General features: G+C 58.3%; 13 protein-coding genes and 2 pseudogenes. 8 read left to right on the top strand and 7 right to left on the bottom strand.

Going from position 1 to position 18,203, the window contains the following annotated elements; genetic code table 11:
• The first annotated feature begins 9 nt into the window (after positions 1-9).
• From CRD60_RS01375 to CRD60_RS01355, 5 genes and pseudogenes are all read left to right on the top strand, one after another.
• Positions 10-3,138, top strand: coding sequence for an alpha-mannosidase (locus CRD60_RS01375; protein ID WP_113859511.1), 3,129 nt, complete (start codon positions 10-12; stop codon positions 3,136-3,138).
• A gap of 33 nt (positions 3,139-3,171) precedes the next feature.
• Positions 3,172-3,390, top strand: a pseudogene (locus tag CRD60_RS01370) (sugar ABC transporter permease); the annotation flags it as partial.
• Positions 3,390-4,223: a carbohydrate ABC transporter permease gene (locus tag CRD60_RS01365; protein WP_113859510.1), complete on the top strand. Its 834-nt coding sequence runs from the start codon at positions 3,390-3,392 to the stop codon at positions 4,221-4,223. The pseudogene CRD60_RS01370 and the gene CRD60_RS01365, both read left to right, overlap by 1 nt.
• A 197-nt stretch (positions 4,224-4,420) precedes the next feature.
• Positions 4,421-5,503 carry a glycoside hydrolase 5 family protein gene (locus CRD60_RS01360; protein WP_113859509.1) on the top strand — a complete coding sequence of 361 codons (1,083 nt, stop codon included), beginning with the start codon at positions 4,421-4,423 and terminating at the stop codon, positions 5,501-5,503.
• Between the two features lie 54 nt (positions 5,504-5,557).
• On the top strand, positions 5,558-6,685 hold the full coding sequence (locus CRD60_RS01355; RefSeq protein ID WP_161522157.1) for an ROK family transcriptional regulator: 1,128 nt from the start codon (positions 5,558-5,560) through the stop codon (positions 6,683-6,685).
• 29 nt (positions 6,686-6,714) lie between these two features.
• On the opposite strand, the gene CRD60_RS01350 is transcribed toward CRD60_RS01355, so the two are convergent.
• From CRD60_RS01350 to CRD60_RS01335, 4 genes and pseudogenes are all read right to left on the bottom strand, one after another.
• On the bottom strand, positions 6,715-7,950 hold the full coding sequence (locus tag CRD60_RS01350) for an AGE family epimerase/isomerase (RefSeq protein WP_113859507.1): 1,236 nt from the start codon (positions 7,948-7,950) through the stop codon (positions 6,715-6,717).
• 129 nt (positions 7,951-8,079) lie between these two features.
• Positions 8,080-9,375, bottom strand: a complete 1,296-nt coding sequence (locus CRD60_RS01345) for a glycoside hydrolase family 125 protein (protein WP_113859653.1) — start codon at positions 9,373-9,375, stop codon at positions 8,080-8,082.
• A 156-nt stretch (positions 9,376-9,531) separates the two neighbouring features.
• Positions 9,532-10,428, bottom strand: coding sequence for a carbohydrate kinase family protein (locus tag CRD60_RS01340; RefSeq protein ID WP_113859506.1), 897 nt, complete (start codon positions 10,426-10,428; stop codon positions 9,532-9,534).
• A gap of 98 nt (positions 10,429-10,526) precedes the next feature.
• A pseudogene (locus CRD60_RS01335) lies at positions 10,527-11,717 on the bottom strand (ROK family transcriptional regulator); the annotation flags it as partial.
• A gap of 215 nt (positions 11,718-11,932) precedes the next feature.
• On the opposite strand from CRD60_RS01335, the gene CRD60_RS01330 reads away from it, so the two are divergent.
• The 3 genes from CRD60_RS01330 (at position 11,933) to CRD60_RS01320 (ending at position 15,418) form a co-directional block, all read left to right on the top strand.
• On the top strand, positions 11,933-12,682 hold the full coding sequence (locus tag CRD60_RS01330) for a copper homeostasis protein CutC (protein ID WP_113859504.1): 750 nt from the start codon (positions 11,933-11,935) through the stop codon (positions 12,680-12,682).
• A 411-nt stretch (positions 12,683-13,093) separates the two neighbouring features.
• The gene (nagB, locus tag CRD60_RS01325; RefSeq protein ID WP_113859652.1) at positions 13,094-13,882 is read left to right on the top strand and encodes a glucosamine-6-phosphate deaminase; all 789 of its coding nucleotides are present in this window, start codon (positions 13,094-13,096) and stop codon (positions 13,880-13,882) included.
• Positions 13,883-14,152: 270 nt separating this feature from the next.
• Complete coding sequence (locus CRD60_RS01320; RefSeq protein ID WP_407923157.1) at positions 14,153-15,418, top strand: N-acetylglucosamine-6-phosphate deacetylase; 1,266 nt, start codon at positions 14,153-14,155, stop codon at positions 15,416-15,418.
• 235 nt (positions 15,419-15,653) lie between these two features.
• Here CRD60_RS01320 and CRD60_RS01315 read toward each other — a convergent pair whose 3' ends face one another.
• The 3 genes from CRD60_RS01315 to CRD60_RS01305 all read right to left on the bottom strand — a co-directional run bounded on the left by CRD60_RS01315 (position 15,654) and on the right by CRD60_RS01305 (position 18,030).
• Positions 15,654-16,016 carry a hypothetical protein gene (locus CRD60_RS01315; RefSeq protein WP_236630758.1) on the bottom strand — a complete coding sequence of 121 codons (363 nt, stop codon included), beginning with the start codon at positions 16,014-16,016 and terminating at the stop codon, positions 15,654-15,656.
• Positions 16,017-16,099: 83 nt separating this feature from the next.
• Entirely contained in the window at positions 16,100-17,029 is a 930-nt protein-coding gene (locus CRD60_RS01310) for a retron St85 family RNA-directed DNA polymerase (RefSeq protein WP_113859502.1), read from the bottom strand.
• On the bottom strand, positions 17,026-18,030 hold the full coding sequence (locus CRD60_RS01305; protein WP_113859501.1) for a retron St85 family effector protein: 1,005 nt from the start codon (positions 18,028-18,030) through the stop codon (positions 17,026-17,028). The genes CRD60_RS01310 and CRD60_RS01305 overlap by 4 nt, the downstream gene beginning before the upstream one ends.
• Positions 18,031-18,203: the final 173 nt, after the last annotated feature.

Here is an 18,203-nt window from a genome sequence, read left to right as displayed (position 1 = left end):
AGGAAACACATGCTTCTCAAAGTCGAGCGAGAAACCGAAAGGTGCAAGCGCGTCATGCGCGAACGGGTGCAGCCGCACATTCATCAGGTATTGGGGGAGTGCACGGTCTCGGCCTTCATGAATCCGGGAGAGCCGGAGGACTCCCGCGAGTTTCTGGCCAGGGTGGGCCAGGGGATGGTTGATTTTCAGCCCCTCGAACCAGGTGAGCCCTGGGGAACATCCTGGGGGACCACTTGGATGAAGGTTGAGGGGCAACTGCCCATGAGACTTCCTGAAGGTCGTCCCATTGAGCTGATATTCAATCTCGGATGGTTGCAGTGGCCGGTCGGGGGCCATATCGAAGCCATGGTATACCGCCCAGACGGTACCGTCATCAAGGCTCTGCACCCACGGAACTTCTGGATGCCACTGGTCGATACCGAAGGCAATCCTGATTCGGTGGTTCAGGATGATGGTTCCTTCACCATATATGTGGAGGGTGCCTATAACCCCAACATCCCATCCTTCACCGTCACGGAGCTGGGTACCAAGCCCACCGGCAAGGCCGACGAGCGGTATGAGTTCCGTTCTATCGACATCACCGCCTTGGACCGGAAGATGCAGGACTATTGGGTTGACCTTGATGTGGTCAGTTCGGCTGTGGAAAGCCTGAATTCCGATGACTCCAGGCGAATCAAGCTGGCCAAGGCCATGCAGCGGTCCATCAACCTATGGGATGAGAGGGATTACTCCACACTGGAACCCGCCATGCAGGCCTTGTCCAAGGTGCTCCCCATCCCAGCCAATCACTCGGCCATGACTCTGGGGGCCATGGGCCACGCCCATATTGATTCGGCCTGGCTTTGGCCGGTCCGTGAGACCAAGCGTAAGGTGGCTCGAACGGTCTCCAATGTGTTGGCGCTCATGGACCAGGACCCTGATTTCACCTTTGCCATGAGTTCGGCCCAACAGTATGAATGGCTGGAACAATGCCATCCTGATCTCTTTGAAAGGGTCAGGCAGCGGGTGGCCGAAGGGCGGTTCGTGCCGGTCGGAGGCATGTGGGTTGAAGCCGATGGCATGGTTCCTTCGGGCGAATCGCTCATCCGCCAGATATCCTTCGGCAAACGGTATTTCAAGGAGAAGTTCAATGTGGTGCCCCAGGGGGTCTGGCTTCCTGACAGTTTCGGCTATACCGGGGCGTGGCCCCAGATCGCCAAGCGGTCTGGATACAGCTGGTTCCTGACCCAAAAACTCAATTGGAACGACACCACCCGCTTGCCCCACCAGTCATTCATGTGGGAGGGTGTGGACGGTTCGCAGATTTTCACCCATTTCCCGCCCGCCGATAAGTATGATTCGGATATGTCGGCCAAGGACCTTGCCTATGTGCAACGTAACTATAAGGACAAGGACCTGTCTGATAGAGGCATACTCCTCTTCGGCTATGGCGATGGAGGTGGCGGTCCCACTCGGGACATGGCTCTGCGGGAGCGCCGGTTCAGGGATTTTGAAGGCTTGCCCAAGGTCGAGTACGACAACCCCGACTCCTTCTTCCGGAAGCTGGAAAGCGAGATGCGGGAAGAGGCTGGCCAGGAGATGCCATCATGGAAGGGGGAGCTCTACCTGGAACTCCACCGCAAGACCTTGACCAGCCAACAGGACATGAAGCGCGGCTGCCGTATGGAGGAGTCTTGGCTCAGGACCGTTGAGTATCTGGGGCTGCTGGCCTCCCTATACTCGGAAGACTATCAGTATCCGACCGAAGAGCTCAATTCCATCTGGAAAACCCTCCTGCTCAACCAGTTCCATGATATTCTCCCGGGGTCATCCATCGAATGGGTCTATACCGTGGCACGCAAGGAGTACCAGCGGGACCTGGTGCGACTCAGGGAACTGGCCGATGCCGCCATCGAGGCCATAGCACAGGCCAACCCCGAAGCCAAGCGGGTGGACCATGCCCGTATCTGCCAATTCTCCCTGCAGGCAGGCCAGGCCTGGAGACCTGTGGCCGAAAGTTCCTTGTCTGCGGGACGCGATCAGGCGGCCGTGGATTCACGCAGTAATGAGGACGGATCCGTGGAACTCGACAACGGCTTGCTGAAGGTCCGTATCGAACCCGATGGAACAGTCTCCTCTCTGCGCGATGTGCGGCAGAATCGTGAGTTGGTTGCCGAAGGGGCCAGACTGGGCTGCTACGAGATACTCAAGGATGAGCCTGGGATGTTCGACGCCTGGGATGTTGAGCGAGATGCTTTCCTGTGTGCCAGCGGCTTGAACCAAGGCAGCATTAGCTCCTTGTCGCAGGAAGCCGGTGGTGCCGTGGTCGTTGTCGCCGAGCATCGCTATAGGGAGACCTCCATCAGGACCTCCATCCGGCTCAGGCCCGGGGTCTGTAGTCTGGACTTCCACGCCGATGTCGATTGGAGGGTCCCCGAGAAGCTTCTCAAGGTCGACCTGCCCCTGGCGGTAGAGGCTTCCAGGGCCCAGTATGAATGCCAGTACGGTCTGATCTCGCGGCCCATCGCCAAGAACACCGCCGGTGACGAGGCTATGTTCGAGAGCTGCACCCACCGGTTTGTGCGTATAGCAGACTCCTCCTACGGAGTGGGTGTGGTCAATGGATCGACCTATGGGTCCGATGTGGCCCCGCTGCGTACTGCCTCAGGCCTGAATTCGGGCACCATGCTCCGCCTGTCATTGCTGGCGGCTCCCACGGCTCCAGACCCACGGGCTGATTTGGGCGCCCACGAGTTTGACTGGTCTGTGGTCCCCAGTATAGAAACCGCCCAGTCCTTGGCCGCGGCGGCGTGGATCAACGCCCCCGAGCTGGATGGTCTGCCGGATTTGCCGGCCCCCGTCAGCCTCGACCTTATTCAGGGAACCGCTCAGATCGACTGGATGAAGCTGGCCGACGACGACTCTGGAGACATCATCGTTCGTCTCTATGAGGCCGCGGGATCCCAGGCCAGGGCGAAACTTCGTGTGGGCGACTCTCTCGCATCGGCCACTGTTCAGGAGACCAATACTCTGGAGATGGATGAGCACTACGAGGATGAGCCCAATGCCCTTAGTGCTTCGGGTCGTTCGCCTGCTCAAGCCGCTGTAATCACCTTGGAACCCTTCCAGCTCTGCACCCTGAGGATTGAGCGGGACTGAGGGCTGTGACTATTCTGGTCGGCTGTGCCCATTGTGGCGGCCTTCCGTGTCTTCAACGAGATATATATGCTGACAGGTGGCACTGGTGGCTTGGGGGGAATGGACATCACCATGACCATGCTGATCATGCGTGAGGGTACCGGCTTGACCGCCCGTACCGGCTATGCCAGTGCCCTGAGCATCATTATGTTCTTCATCCTGGGCATCATCACCTCTATTGAGTTCTATGTGCAGAGGAAGGCTAATCAGTGATGAACACTACAAGAATCACGGCTGGTACGGTCATACGCTACTTGGCGTGCACCGTACTCTTCATCCTTCTGGTGGGGCCCATCATCTGGCAGGTCTCCCTGGCCTTCAAAGGAAGCGGCAACAATATCTATGCGGTGTCGCCCTACTTCATGCCCAAGGACTTCAGCTGGAACAATTTCGCCCAGGTCTTCCAGCGCATACCCGTATTCCGCTATGCCCTCAACTCGCTGATCGTCACCGCCATCAACGTGCTGGGCAATCTGCTGACCGCGACCTTGGCCGGTTATGCCCTGGGGCGTCTGCAATTCCGTGGTAAGCGGCTGGTGGCCGGCTTCATTTTCGGCTGCATGCTGATTCCCGGCGAGACGGTGCTGGTTTCCCAGTTCCTGACCATTCGTGGTCTGCATCTGAACAACACCCTTACGGGTGTGGTGCTGCCGGGCCTGTGCGGGGCCATGAACATACTGTTGATGATGACGGCTTTCGCGTCCATTCCTCATGAGCTGGAAGAGGCGGCCGAGGTAGACGGGGCCAATGTCTGGCAACGCTTCCTGCATATCTGCCTGCCACAGGTGAGGGGTACGGCCATGGTTGTGGCCATCTTCTCCTTTGTGGGTGCCTGGAACGATTTCATGTGGCCCCTGGTGGTCATCAGTGACGAATCCAAATACACGCTGACCATTGGACTGAACAAGCTCAAGGGTGCCTTTGTCACTGATCCCAGGCTCATCGCCGCAGGAGCCGTCCTTGCCCTGGTTCCCATCATCATCTTTTTCGTGACCTGCCAGCGTTACTTCTTTGGCGGGGTCCAGGCTGGCGGAGTCAAGGAATAGGAAGGCGCATACCATGAGGTTCGGTGTCAATTACACCCCCTCCCACGGGTGGTTCCATGCCTGGCTGAACCCGGATTGGGGAGCCATAGCCAGGGATTTCGCTAGGGGTCGATCATGTCAGAATCTTCCCCCTCTGGCCCCTGCTGCAGCCCAACCGCACCTTCATCAACCATCAAGGCCTAGATGACCTCCACCATATGGTTTCCCTCGCAGCCTCGGCGGGTCTGGATTCCTATGTGGATGTGATTCAAGGCCACCTGTCCAGCTTCGACTTCCTGCCGTCCTGGGTATCCACCTGGCATGGTCGCAATATCATCAGCGATGGCCCAACGGTTCAGGCTGAGGCGGTGCTAGTGCGGGAGCTGTATGGAGCACTGAGGGATTTGCCATCATTCAAGGGATTGACTGTCGGCAATGAGTGCAATCAGTTTCTAGGAGGGGCCCATCCTTTGGGAATGAAGGACAGCAGCAAGGATGTGGATAGCTGGCTCCAATCCCCGATTGGACCACTCGCATCCCAGGTCGATCAGGATGGCCGGATTATTGTCCACAGCGAGGATGATGCGGTATGGTACCTACCCGGACATGCCTTCACCCCCTCTCATCAGGGAAGGATCGGCTCGTTGAGTGTCATCCATGCCTGGGTCTTTAACGGAGTCGCCCAGAAGTACGGACCGCTCAGTCAGGAGGCGGTACGGCATGGGCAATACTCGGCAGAGTTGGCCAAGGCCTATGAGAACCACCCGCACAGGCCCGTATGGGTGCAGGAGATAGGTGCGCCCCTCAATGTCATGCGTAGGGAGGAAGCGCCGGCTTTCATGCGGCAGTCCGTGGAGAATCTCATGCTTGTCTCGGACCTGTACGGCATCACCTGGTGGTGTTCCCATGATGTCAGCCGCTCCCTTGCTGATTTTCCTCCACTTGAGTACGACCTTGGCCTGTTCGACCAAGAAGGGAAGCTCAAGGAGCTGGGGAGGGGTTTTGCTGATGTGGTGGCGGTCTATGGCAGCAGGCAGTCGGGTCCAGAAGCCAATCAGGGAAGGTCGGCATTCATCCTTCCTGATGATCCTGACGGCATTCCTGGAATGCGGGAGGCCTGCGCACCTGGTGGTAATGTCTTTGAGGAATGGATGCGAAGGGCGTCCTCTGGGGATTTTCCTGCTTTTGTGAGCCAGGGAAATGCCGAAGACCAGGTCTATCGGAGCGAGCGAGACCTTGAGGAAGCCCGATTCCTGCCAGCCGTGCAGTTCATGGATGGGCAGAGGCTTGGCTCTTGCTGATGGTGCTTCCCGCCAGAGGAAGAGCTAGGAGCTAGACTCATGGGAGAACGAGACGTGGTTTCAAAGGCACTTCCTGCTGAGGCCAGGACCTATAGTAGGTCGGCTGTGCTCCGGTTGCTTTACCTCTCGCGGGAGATGACCAGGGCCGATTTGGCGCGGGCCACCGGGCTGACTCGTGTGGCCATTTCGGAAATCATCCAACAGCTCATTGATGATGGCTTCGTCCTTGAACTGGGCCTGGACCAATCCACCCGCCCCGGTAAGCGTGGCCGGTTGCTGAGGCTGGATGAAAACAGCAGAAGCATTGTGGTGCTTGACCTGTCTCAACCCTATGTCTTTCGCGGGACCGTCATGAACCTGCAGGGCCATGTCCAGGTCCGGGCGGAACGTGATATTTCCCAGGATGGAAGCGTCTCCCTGGATTTGTTGGCGGATCTGACCCAGGAACTTGTGGCTGCTGCTGCCGCCCCCATATTGGGACTTGGAATATCAAGTCCCGGTATAGTCACACCTGAGGGTGTGGTCAGCAACTCAACCTATTTGGGTTGGAAGGATGTGGATCTGAGATCCTACATGGGTGGATTGGTCGATTGCCCGGTCTTGGTGTCCAACGACGCCAATGCTGAGGCCGTGGCGGAGGGGCGCTTCGGTGGCGATACCTCCGATTTGGTTTTGGTCCAGATGACCCGGGGTGTGGGTCTTGGCATTGTCTTGGGCGGCCAGCTTGTCAGCGGCTGGAGCATGGCGGCCTGCGAGATTGGGCATGTGGTGATTGACCAGGAGGGGGAGCTCTGCGCCTGTGGTAAACGCGGCTGCCTGGAGACTATCATCTCCGTGCCGCGACTTCGGGCACGCATAGAGGATAATCCCGACAGGAAAGACGACATATTGGTCGAGTCGGGCCGGTTGCTGGGCCGCGTGCTTTCGCTTCCATCGGCCATGCTCGACTTGCCGGAGATGGTGATTCTTGGTGACCCTCAAGTGGTCAATACCGTCTTCATGCAGGCCATGGAAGACGAGATCAATATCAACACCAGTGTTGAGTTCGGAGACGGAATCAGGGTGCGCCGTTCCCTGCTGGGTGAGGATTCCAACCTTTTGGGAGTATGCGCCCTGGTGCTTGACAAGTGCCTGATTCTGGCAGGCTTGGCTGCTAGGCCGTCAGGGTCTCGCCTTGAATGACTGCCGGACGAGACCCTGACCGTGTTGCATTACCGGGCGTTCTTGACCGCCGTGCAGATGGACACCGCCGGGTCGTTGAAGGGGATCAGGGTGGATTGGAAGGCGTGGTAGAGGTCTGACTTGCCCGGCCAGACCGTGCCGATCACCTGGTTGTTCTCGTCCAACTGGTGGAACCAGGAGCCGCCATCGTGGTCGATGAGGTGCTCGTCCACATACTGGGCGAAGCTGGCGTACCAGTCCTTGTATTCGGCCTTGCCTGTGGCCGCGAAGAGGGTGGCGGCCGTGTTGAGGCCCTCCGCCAGGGTCCAATGCATCCGGTCGGTCACCACCGGCTTGCCGGCCCAGTCGGTTGTGTAGGCCAGTCCGGCGGGACCCTGGGTGGTCCAGGCATCGGCTACGGCCTGCTTGAACAGCTGCTCGGCGGCGTCGATATAGGGCTGGGAGCCCTCCCTGTTGGCAAAGGAGCTCAGGGCCCACTGGGTGATCAGTCGCGCCCATTCGATGCCATGGCCGGGGGTGGCCCCGTAGGGCTTGAACTGGTCGTCCTTCTTGTCGGCGTTGTACTCCAGGTCGGGCTGCCACTGGTCGTTGAAGTGCTCGGGGATGCGCCAGTTGTTGCTGGAGGCCCATTCGATGACATGGTCGATGATGCGGCCGGCCCGCTGCCGGTAGCGGTTGTCGCCAGTGGCGTCCGCCACGGCCAGGAAGGCCTCGGTGGTGTGCATGTTGGCGTTGAGGCCCCGGTAGGGGTCCAGCTCGGTGAATTCAGTGTTCCAGGTGTCGACGGCCAGCCCGATCCGCTCATCCCAGAAGTACTGGTCGAAGGTGTCCAGTGCCTCCTTGAGCAGGGCGGCGGCGGCAGGACGGCCGGCCAGCAAGGCGGAGGAGGCGGCCAGGATCACGAAGGCGTGGGTGTAGCAGATCTTGCCTGTCTCGGGCTTGCCGTCCACCTGGATGGAGGGGTACCAACCGCCGTTCCTGTCATCGTGGAGGATGCCGGTGAGTCCTGTGAGCCCGGCGTCCACGAGGGCATCGGACCCGGGGTAGCCCAGTAGGGCGCCGATGGAGTAGACGTGGGTCATGCGGCCGGTGATCCATGTGTGGATGCCTTGGCTCTGGTCGATGCCTCCCTGGTCGTCCAGCCAGCCGGAACCGCCTTGGGGCGCCGGGAAACCGGTGCCGAAGTCCAGGAGCTCATAGCTTTCGGACGCCATGAAGATACGGTTGGCTTCGCTGCCAAGCTCATATTTGGGATTGGTGGTCATTGCTGATCCTCGCCTTTCTTGGGTGCTGCTGATCGGTGTTGCGGCGGTTCGGGCTCGTGGTGGGCAGGAACCACTGAAACGGTTTAGTTATGGGGTATGACAGATGCCTGGCCATGGTGTGCCAGGCTTCTAGCGCCTCACTCTGATATCGAAGTAGTCCATGGCAAGCTCGCAGAACATCATGTTGGCCCAGCTGAACCAGGGCCTGGTGTACTGGCTGGGGTCATTGACGTCGAAGCCCTCATGCATGAGGTGGGTGCCGGCGTCCGTGGCCACCAGGGTGTTGAGGATCTCCTCCTGCTCCGCCTTGCTGCCGGTCGTCAAGCCCTGCATGGCAAGGGCGATGGGCCAGACGTAATTCGGGGGAGTGTGGGATGAGCCGATGCCCTTGGCGTGGCTGCCCTCGTAATAATAGGGATTCTCCGGGCTGAGCAGGGTCCGCCGGGTCTCCTGGTAGATGGGGTCGTCAATGCCGCAGAAACCCAGGTATGGGGCGGAAATCAGGTTGGGAATGTTGGAGTCGTCCATAAGGCTGGCCTCGCCCAGACCGTCCACCTCATAGGCGTAGACATGGTTCCCGGCGCTGTTGCGCGTCACCCCGTAGCGGCTGATCCCCTCGCCGATGGCCTCCTTGAGCTGGCGGGCGCGACCTGCCAATTCCGGATCCTTGAGCGGGCCTTGGAAGACCTCCTCCAAGTAGCCCAGGGCCACCACGGTGAACATGTTGGAGGGCACCAGGTAGTTGTAGGTGCAGGAATCGTCGCTGGGCCTGAACCCCGACCAGGTCATGCCGGTGGGTGCCACAGGGTTGCCGCGGCCCTCCATGGGCAGGGTATCGGTGGGCAGGTCGGTGTCGCGGATGAAGAAGTAGGGCGAGCGCGAGTGGTCCTGCTCCAGCTCGAAGACATCGAGAACCTTCCGGGCGCCCTCGTGGAAGTCATTGTTGAACTGGTCGGTCCTGCCGGTGTTGCGGTAGAGCAGCCAGGCCAGTTGGATGGGGTAGCAGAGCGAATCGACCTCATACTTGCGTTCCCAGAGCCAGGGGCTGTGGAAGTCGGACTTGTCGTCTGGGTCCCAGGAGGCTCCCGATGGGGTCTCGTTGAAGGCGTTGGCGTAGGGGTCGATGCAGATGTATGCGAACTGCCGCTTGACCAGTCCCGCGATCATGTCCGCCAGGTCGTCGTCGTCTTGGGCGATGACGAGGTAGGGCCGGACTTGGGCGGTGGAGTCGCGCAGCCACATGGCCGGTATGTCTCCGGTCAGCAGAAAGGTGGTCCCGTCGTCCTGCCGCTTGACGGTGGTCAGCAGCGTATTGGCGAAGGCCTCCTGGAAGACCTGGGCCCAAGCCCGGTGGCCGCTGCCGCAGAGGTCGTCCATGCGCTGCATGAATGCCGATACGGAGGCGGGTATGTCCTGGTATGTCATCTTCGACTCCTTGCCAATCATGGGTCTGATTGGACTCCTCGCCGGCTGAAGGCCCTGCCCTGCATGTGGTCCACCGCTGGTGGCTGTGCCATGGGGTCGGCATTGCCGCCAGCGGTGGGCGGGTGCCGGCGAGGGGCCGTGGGGTTCCGGCCTGTCCTACTTGGCCGACTGGGCCAGGTAGTCGGGGATGGCGGCGGGGTAGGTGGGCCAGGCGCCATCCTGGGTGCACACGAAGGCGGCGGTGTTGACGGCGGCCTTGTGGGCCTCGGCCAGGTTCGACCCGGTCAGGATCTTTGCCGCGAAGGTTCCTGAGAAGGAGTCGCCGGCTCCTACGGTGTCGGCGACCTTGACGTGGGGGGTGTCCAGGGTGGAGCTTTCGCCGGTCTTGGAGACGACGGTGGAGAAGGTGGATCCGCCGGTCAGGATCACGTAGTCCAGGCCGAACTGGCTGATGAACCAGCGGCAGGCGTCGTCATCGTTCTCTCCGCGGATGTCGAACATGTCGCGCAGGAGCAGGAGTTCCGCATCGTTGAGCTTGAAGACCGTGGCGGCGTTGAGCAGCTCCTCGATCAGGACCTTGGAGTAGTGGTCGGCGCGGATGTTGATGTCGAAGAATTTCATGGCCCCGGTCTTGGCGTGCTTGAGGAGCTCCATGATGGTGTCGTGGGACTCCTGGGAGCGCAGGCCCAGGGTGCCGAAGCATAGGGCGTCGGCCTGCTCCACCAGCTCGACCAGGTCGCGCGTGAGCACGATATGGTCCCAGGCCACACCCTTGACGATGGTGTATTCGGGTATGCCGTTGGTCAGGGTCACATCCACGGTGCCGGTGGGCCAGGCGTTGCGTTGGATGATGGACTTGATGCCGGCCTTGTCGGTGGCCCCCACCAGTTCGTCGCCCAGGGGGTCCTGGCCCACGGCGGAGATGCCGTAGCCGTCGGCCCCGTTCATGGTGGCGTGGTAGGCGAAGTTGACGGGGGCGCCGCCGGCCCGCTTGCCGCCGGGGAGCATGTCCCAGAGGAGTTCGCCGAGGGAGACCATGATTGGCTTGGACATGTTGAATCCTTTCACTGCTGTTGGTACTGCTCTGCTGGTTGCTTGGAGTGCGAGGTGGACGAATGCGAGGGCGGCCCTGATGATAGGTCGCCCCTGGCGAAGAGCGATGGATGGTTGAGGAACTGGGTGATGGCCACAGCCGCTGCTCCCGAGATGATGGCATCCGTGGGTAGGCAGGAGAGGCTGATGGAGGTGGAATCGTTGAGTTCGGGGATGACTCGCTCGTCGACCACGTCCTGGATGGCCCTCAGCAGCGGTTTGCCTGCCGCCGAGACAATGTCGCCGATGACGATGCGTTCGGGATTGAAGGCGTTGATGATGGTTACGCAGCCATAGCCCACATATCTGCCGATTTCCTTGACGGCCTGCAAGGAGGGCGCATCACCCGCTGCTGCCTGGTCGAAGAGTGCCTGGCAGGCCTGCCGGTGGGTCATGGCCTGCGCGCCTGGTACCAGCTGCCGGTCGGCAATCAGCTGATGGACCGCTATGGCCGAGCAGTAGCCTTCCAGGCAGCCGAGGTTGCCGCAGTCGCAAGGGCGTCCGTTGATGTCTATGGAGATGTGGCCCAGTTCGCTGGCGGCGCCCAAGGCTCCGTTGACGAGCCGTCCCTGGTCGACCACACCCAGGCCAATGCCTTCGCCCAGTAAGTAGTAAGCCATGTTCTGGCTCTTGAGTCCCTGGCTGAAGAGGTGCTCGGCCAGGGCGCCCGCCCGGGCATCCTGCTCGATGAACACGGGTACGGAGAAGCTGCGCCCGAATTCCCTGATGAGGTTGATCCTGCGCCAGCCCTGCATGGATGAGACCAGGGCGGTGCGGCCCACGGTGCGCAGGTAGGGGCCGGGCACTGCCATGCCGATGGCGATGATAAGCCGGTCGCCGGCCAGCAGCTCTTCGATCTGCTGGTGGATCAGGTGGATGGTCCGCTGGATGGTCGATTCATCCACGGTCGGGAGTTCATGTAGGCTTATCCGCTTTCCGGCCAGGTCGAAGACACCGATCTGGACCAGACTCCGGGCGAATTTGACGCCCACCACATGGAAGCGGCCCTTGTCGAGCCTAAGCCCGATGGGACGGCCACGGCGGTTGGCTTCGGTCTGCTGGCTCTCGGCGATGAGCCCGCCATCAATCAGGTGGGCGGTGATCTTGGTGATGGCTGCGGGAGTCAGGTCCAGGGCCTTGGCGATCTGGGCGCGGGAGCTGACCCCATGATGATAGAGGTGGGAGAGGATACGGGACCGGTTGGATTCGGAGACCGATGCCTGGGAGATGGTGGAGCCTGGGCTTGCCATTGATACCTCCTTGCATCCTGTGCAGGGCCGGGCTGGTCATCGTCCGTCCTTGCGTTCGCTGTTCGCCGTAGTCGCAACTCGCTGACCCGCTAATGTTAACTGAGTTAATACTCAAAGACAAATGCGGTGTGTTGACTGGTGCCCAGCCCCTGGCCCTTGCCTGGTTCCTGTGTAGGATGAGGGGAGAAGTCGGTCCGATATCAAAGGGGAATCAGATGACGGTAGAAATAGCGGTCCAGGACCTGGCCGGTGCACGCATAGCCAAGGCAGAGGGAGCCGACCGGGTCGAGCTGTGCCAGGCCCTGGGTGCGACCGGCGGCCTCACCCCAAGCCATGGCCTGATCCAAGCCGTATCCGCCCAGAACCTGCCACAGGGGGCCCAGGTGCTTATCAGACCCCGTGGCGGCTCCTTCATTTTCGACGACGATGAGAAGGCCGTGCAATTGGCTGACGTCCAGGCAGCCGTCGCCGCTGGGGCAGGGGGAGTGGTGGTCGGAGGCATGTCCCAGTCCGGTGGCCTGGACCTACCCTTCATGGAGGCCTTGGCCGACGTGGCCAACGAGGAGGCTGAAGGTCTTGGCCGGCGGGTCCAACTGACCTGCCACCGCGTTTTCGATGTGCTCCCCGACCTTACCAAAGCCTTGGAATCCCTCATCGACCTGGGCTACACCCGGGTGCTCACCTCCGGCGGAGCCCCCAAGGTGCAGCTGGGGCTGGAGTCCCTGCGCTCGCTGGCCTCCCAGGCCGCGGGCCGCATTCAGATCCAAGCGGGCGGCGGTGTCCAGATTGAGTCCATCCCCAGCATCCTTGCCACCGGCGTCGATGCCATTCACCTCTCCGCCAAGCACCAGGTCCCCTCCGCCGGTGGGCCCGGAGGCGGCGGCCCCAACTCCCTCATCGAACAAACCGACCGCCCCACCGTCCAAGCCGCCATAGCCGCCGTCCGCCAATATGAGACCTCGTGATCTTGACTGGTTGGTGCATCCAGAAGCCCACGCGTCGCAAGCATGTGCTTACGTCTTACAGAGGTGGAATATGCGAGTTTCGGTTTGTCGAGGTTAATGTCTGAGGAGTCGGTAGGGGCGCAGAGTGTTGCTTGTGGGCGCGCATCTATGGCAATAGAGGTTTGGGCTCATCTGTTGCGCTTGGTCTTGGCTGTCCGGCGATAAGGCAGGGGGAGGGTGTTGATTGCCTATGTGCTTGTGTGCCTTTCCGGTCGCATAGCAGTACTATACTATAATTTGTAATTATTATTAACTAAATATCTGTGGTCACTGCAGCAGCGCAGTTGGCTTGTTGACAGGCCACTAGGGCAGTTGGAATGACAAGGAAGTCGCCGGAACGGTCCGGCAGCAGAGAAAAGAAAGGTGATTGAGATGCCTGAAATCATCATCGTCAAGAATGAGGATGAGGCCGGAGAGCTCTACGCCCAGCGTGTGGCCGACCTCATCAAGGCCAACCCCAAGACCGTGCTTGGTCTGGCCACCGGTTCCAGCCCCCTGGCGGCCTACCAGCATCTGGCCAAGAAGGTCGAGGACGAGCACATTGACGTCAGCCAGGTGCGCGGTTTCGCCCTGGACGAGTACGCCGGCCTGGACCCCCAGCACCCCCAGTCCTACAGTTCCACCATCACCCGTACGGTGGTCGAGCCCCTGGGGCTCGACCCCGATCTGGTCCACGTGCCCAACGGCAACCTGGACACCATCAAGGATGCCGGCCGTGAGTACGACGAGGCTATCGAGGCCGCCGGCGGAGTAGACCTGCAGATCCTGGGCATCGGCACCGACGGGCACATCGGCTTCAACGAACCGGGCTCCTCCCTGGCATCCGGCACACGTATCAAGACCCTGGCCGAGCAGACCCGTATCGACAATGCCCGCTTCTTCGATGGCGACATCAACCAGGTGCCCACCCATTGCATCACCCAGGGTATCGGCACGATTCTCAAGGCCCGCCAACTGGTTCTGCTGGCCTTCGGCGCCAACAAGGCCGAGGCCATCGAGGAGACCTGCGAGGGCGGCATCTCCGCCTTCTGCCCGGCCTCCGCCCTCCAGCTCCACCCTCATGCCACCGTCATCATCGACGAGGCAGCGGCCTCACGCCTGCGCCACAAGGACTACTACAAGTACGCCTTCGCTCACAAGCCGGCCTGGCAGGGCATCTGAGCGACAGCATTGCTGATTGGTGAGTGCTGACAGCTCGGGTGCCTGGGCGGATTTAGGTTCCGCGGGTATTGGGCCTGTCATCTCACCAGGCAGCAGATAGGGCAGTGGGCGGAGCTGTCGGCAGGGCGGTGGCCTGACTGCTGTCGCTGCCAGTAATGTAGGTCATAGTCATAGGGGGCTTGCTGGAAGTCTGGCGGAGTGCCAGGGCTGGCTCTTCTTGCCAACCCGCCCACGTCGATGCTTCAACGGCGACACAAGGAAGGTATGCAGATGTGTGAGGATAGTCAGTCGCGGGCCCAAACCGTTGCCCAAGTAACAGGTGCCTTGGAGGGGCGGCCCGGCAGGTTCGCCATCACCAATGCGCGCAAGGTCGATGCCCAGGGCATCGAGGACGACTTCTGGCTCATATCCCTGGGGGGGCGGATAGAGGCAACCGGCTGTGGGCTGGCTGAGTTCGAGGCCACCTGCCGGAAGCTTGGCATGGACCCGGCTGACGGTTCGCTGGTCCGCGACGCCCAAGGGAGGGTGCTGACCCCAGGCTACATTGACATTCACTCCCACGGATCCTGGGAATACTCCTTTGATGACGGTCCCCAAGCCATTGACACGGCCAGGGCAGGCCACGCCGTCCACGGGACCACCCGCCAGGTGCTCTCGCTGATAACCAACCCCATGAATGATATCTGCGACAACCTACGTACGGTTCGCTCCAAGATGGACACCCGGCCCGATATTCTCGGTGCCCACCTTGAGGGGCCCTTCCTGGCCCTCACACGTAAGGGGGCCCATGACCCCCAGTGCCTGCGGGACCCTGAACCGGCCCTGGTTGACCAGCTGCTGGAGGCCGCCGATGGCTGCATCCGGCAGATCACCATTGCCCCAGAGTTGCCCCATGGTCTCTCTGCCATCCGTCAGTTCGCCGATGCCGGAGTGGTTCCCGCCGTAGGCCACAGTGATGCCGGCTACGAGATCGCCCAGAAGGCCTTCAACGCCGGCGCCGGCATCATGACCCACATGTTCAACGCCATGAACGGCCTCCACCACCGCAAGCCAGGCCCCATCCCGGCGGCTGTCGAGGACCCCCGCGTGGTCATTGAGCTGATCAACGACGGCTTCCATGTGCAGGACCCCATGCTGAAGCTGGGCTTCGACTTCGCCCCCCACCGGGTCGCCTTCATCACCGACTCCATGGCCGCCACCGGCTGCCCTGACGGCGCCTACAAGCTTGGTGCCCTGGATGTCGATGTCGAGGACGGCCACGCACGCCTGGTCTCCAACGGGGCCATCGCCGGTTCCACCCTGCTGCTGGAGGTCGCCATCCAGCGGGCCGTGCTGGAGTTGGGCATCGCCCCGGCCCTAGCCATCGAAGCGGCCACCCTTACCCCGGCCAAGGCCTTCGGCTTCGACCGCCCCAACCCGGTCACCGGAGTCCCCCTGGGCCTCCTGGCCCCCGGCTACGCCGCCGACATCCTCCTGACCGACCCCGCCAGCTGGGCCGTCCAGGATGTCTGGTGCGCCGGCCGCAAACTCCGCTAAGCCGCCCAATCAGCAAGCGGGACCGTCCATCTTCCTCCAGACGGCCCCGCTTCCTTGTTTGTTGAGGTTTCTACATGTGGTCGGAAAGGACCAAATCCATGCTGCGCCGTGTGGCTTTGAGATTGCGGAGGGCTAGTTCGGGGGAGGCTACCGGTAGTTCGCGGCCGGTGGTGGTGATGAGATTTGGGAGAATTTGGGCTGGAGACCCATTGGTGTGTGTAAATTCAATGGTGCCTTAGGGGGTTGTATATTCGCCGGATCGTCCTGTTGTCATGTAGGTGCGTCGGTCAATTGGTATCTGACTGATAATGCCGTAGGAACTGAGTGCACTTTCCAGGCTCTCGTAGGTGAGAAATCCGCGACGCAGGTTTCGCGCAATCAAATCCAGTGTTCCCTCGCCGATGTGCTTGCTGAGAGCGTATATGTAAACCCCTCGGGCCGCTCGAACCAGTAGTCCGTTGAACACCAGTCGTTTCAGGCCATCTTTGAAAGCATTGTCGTTCTCTGGGAACAGCTTACGAAGGTCTCTGTTAAGGAAGACATAGCGTCCAGCATCATCCCATCGAGACAGTGTTTGAATGGCTATGCTTTGCTTCATAGTCATTACTATACGCAATTAGTGTAAAAACACACCATTCGCGTATAGTGAATAGCAATTCTATCTAGTTGTACTGCTGATTTTCAACTGTCCTTGAGGTATTTAATGATGTGCTCATTTCTGTACTCTGAATACTTAATAATCAAAGTATTGTAAAAGCTTGGTTCGATTTCCTTGACATAGGCCAAATACCCGAGTATTTTCGTCGGATCACCTTTTCCGTGCATTAAATACTCGTATAACATCCCTTTGATCATTTTCTTGTTTCGCGTACCAATAGTGAGTCTTCCGCTGCCTGCGAGTACATTGACGCCAGTTACTTTCAGATGCGATGAGCCATTCCAAAAGCTTGTTTTCTTGTAATTTGGGGAGAATCCGAATTTATGCATTTCAGCGAAGATATCTTCTTTTATTTGCTTAGGCAATAAGCTTTTGGAAGAAATGTAAATATCGTCAGCATATCTGGTATAAACATACCCAGAAATCAAACAGTAATTGGTTAGTGACTGATCGAAATCGTGCATAACTGCATTAGATATTGCTGGCGAAGAGACGGCCCCTATAGTTAGTTTATCTTTGCGGAAGAGTATTTTATGCAGTACGCTATTAGTGTCGCCAAACGAAAAACCAGTCTCTTCCAGAATACTGCTAAAACGGTTTAAACATTGTTTGTCAAACAAACTGGAAGTGATTGAGGGGAAGAAATTATGTATATCTGTGTGAAACAGGTATTTTGACTGGCGATGAGCTTTTGCATTGGATGCGATCGAACGACCTTTGACATAGGCAAAAGCTCTATCTGATACCGGGAATAGGCTGATAATGTTATCCAGCGTCCAGTATTGAATAGCTTTAAGCTGTGATGATGGTTGGTATATTAACCGATTCCCCCCGGAATGTTTGGGGATGCTATATATTTTATACAGCTTGTCAGCATTGATAATTATCTCTTGCGTACGTTCGGTTGAAATGCGGAGCGAGGCGGATATTTCTTCTACAAGAGATTTACTCATAAGCACATCTCCTTTTTGTGTTTACGTATTCTTGAGAGCATACTTAACCGCTGATTCTCAAGTTTCTTGTGAATTCTCTCTTCTTCTTGGAATAGAAAAAGATTCTCGTTGCTAAGTGGTTCACAGGAGGAGTATAAGTCTTCTTCGACTTGACGGATAATGCCCGCATCTTTTAACAGTTTAAATATCATTTGTTGTGTTATCTGTTTATGGAATTGCTCGCCATTGCTTTTTACGAATTGAAGGCGTGAATCAATATCCTTGATTTTTTTGTAAAGTTTGAAAGCATTGCCTTGAGAGATTGGAGAAGCGACTTGCATGAGTTCGATTAGCTCATGTATAAAAGAGTTTAGATATAGGGTATTGGTACCTATATTTGAAGGATTCAGTCTGTGAAAATTGTCTTGTCGCCGAGGTTGTTTGAATACAGCCAATCTTTCATCTATGAATGCGGTTAACTCGCTTGTTAATATCGTTCCAGCGTTTACCGGCGCATATATCACCTTTGCCTTACTGTTGGCGACCTTTCTGACTGGTCCTTGGACTATGAAAGAATCGGCATCCTTGTACTCGTTATCAACAATGACAAGTAATTTTTTTGTTAATAAACCTTCAGAATGAGCAAAGGCTCCTAGCTCACATATAGTCCCAGCGCTTTCAATAGGCAGTATTATCAAATCGCTAATTTCAGCAAGAAACTCCTCAAAGGTGAGTAAATCCACTTTGCTGTTCTGCTCGAATAAACGTTCCGAATAAACGACGTGAATAGTGGGGTTTTTGCTAAGAATATACCTACGTATAAAACCCCTGTTATCCGATGTTAGATAACTGCCTTTGAGAGATTCGTTTGCAAAACTGTTCAGCATACTTCCGCAGACAAAAACGAATTTGTGACTAACGACCGCCTTCGATTGATCTTTTCGTTTGTCTAGGCAACTTTTCAACGCCGTGATGCAATCATCATTGTATATTTTGTCGAAAAGCAAATCTTTATTATTCATCAATGATCCCTTTAATAAAGTGAGCACCTACTTGAGTGATGTTTGTCATCACCGGAGTCGACCGCTCGTTCCGTTGAGGACAAACATCACTCAAAGGACCAGCAATCTTTCGTCCATGCTTACGCATAGAGGTAATTGAATTCACGAACCAATTACCCAAAAAACTAGGTGCT

This window comes from Bifidobacterium aemilianum (assembly GCF_003315635.1).
Classification (GTDB): domain Bacteria; phylum Actinomycetota; class Actinomycetes; order Actinomycetales; family Bifidobacteriaceae; genus Bifidobacterium; species Bifidobacterium aemilianum.
Note: the sequence above shows the minus strand (reverse complement) of the source record. Positions and strands in the feature narration are given on the sequence as shown.

Coding starts and splice junctions, on each gene's coding strand:
- CRD60_RS01345 (WP_113859653.1), bottom strand. CDS start 9,375: ATGACATACCAGGACATACCCGCCTCCGTATCGGCATTCATGCAGCGC.
- CRD60_RS01305 (WP_113859501.1), bottom strand. CDS start 18,030: ATGAATAATAAAGATTTGCTTTTCGACAAAATATACAATGATGATTGC.
- CRD60_RS01330 (WP_113859504.1), top strand. CDS start 11,933: ATGACGGTAGAAATAGCGGTCCAGGACCTGGCCGGTGCACGCATAGCC.
- CRD60_RS01315 (WP_236630758.1), bottom strand. CDS start 16,016: ATGAAGCAAAGCATAGCCATTCAAACACTGTCTCGATGGGATGATGCT.
- CRD60_RS01365 (WP_113859510.1), top strand. CDS start 3,390: ATGAACACTACAAGAATCACGGCTGGTACGGTCATACGCTACTTGGCG.
- nagB (WP_113859652.1), top strand. CDS start 13,094: ATGCCTGAAATCATCATCGTCAAGAATGAGGATGAGGCCGGAGAGCTC.
- CRD60_RS01340 (WP_113859506.1), bottom strand. CDS start 10,428: ATGTCCAAGCCAATCATGGTCTCCCTCGGCGAACTCCTCTGGGACATG.
- CRD60_RS01375 (WP_113859511.1), top strand. CDS start 10: ATGCTTCTCAAAGTCGAGCGAGAAACCGAAAGGTGCAAGCGCGTCATG.
- CRD60_RS01310 (WP_113859502.1), bottom strand. CDS start 17,029: ATGAGTAAATCTCTTGTAGAAGAAATATCCGCCTCGCTCCGCATTTCA.
- CRD60_RS01350 (WP_113859507.1), bottom strand. CDS start 7,950: ATGACCACCAATCCCAAATATGAGCTTGGCAGCGAAGCCAACCGTATC.
- CRD60_RS01320 (WP_407923157.1), top strand. CDS start 14,153: ATGTGTGAGGATAGTCAGTCGCGGGCCCAAACCGTTGCCCAAGTAACA.
- CRD60_RS01360 (WP_113859509.1), top strand. CDS start 4,421: ATGGTTTCCCTCGCAGCCTCGGCGGGTCTGGATTCCTATGTGGATGTG.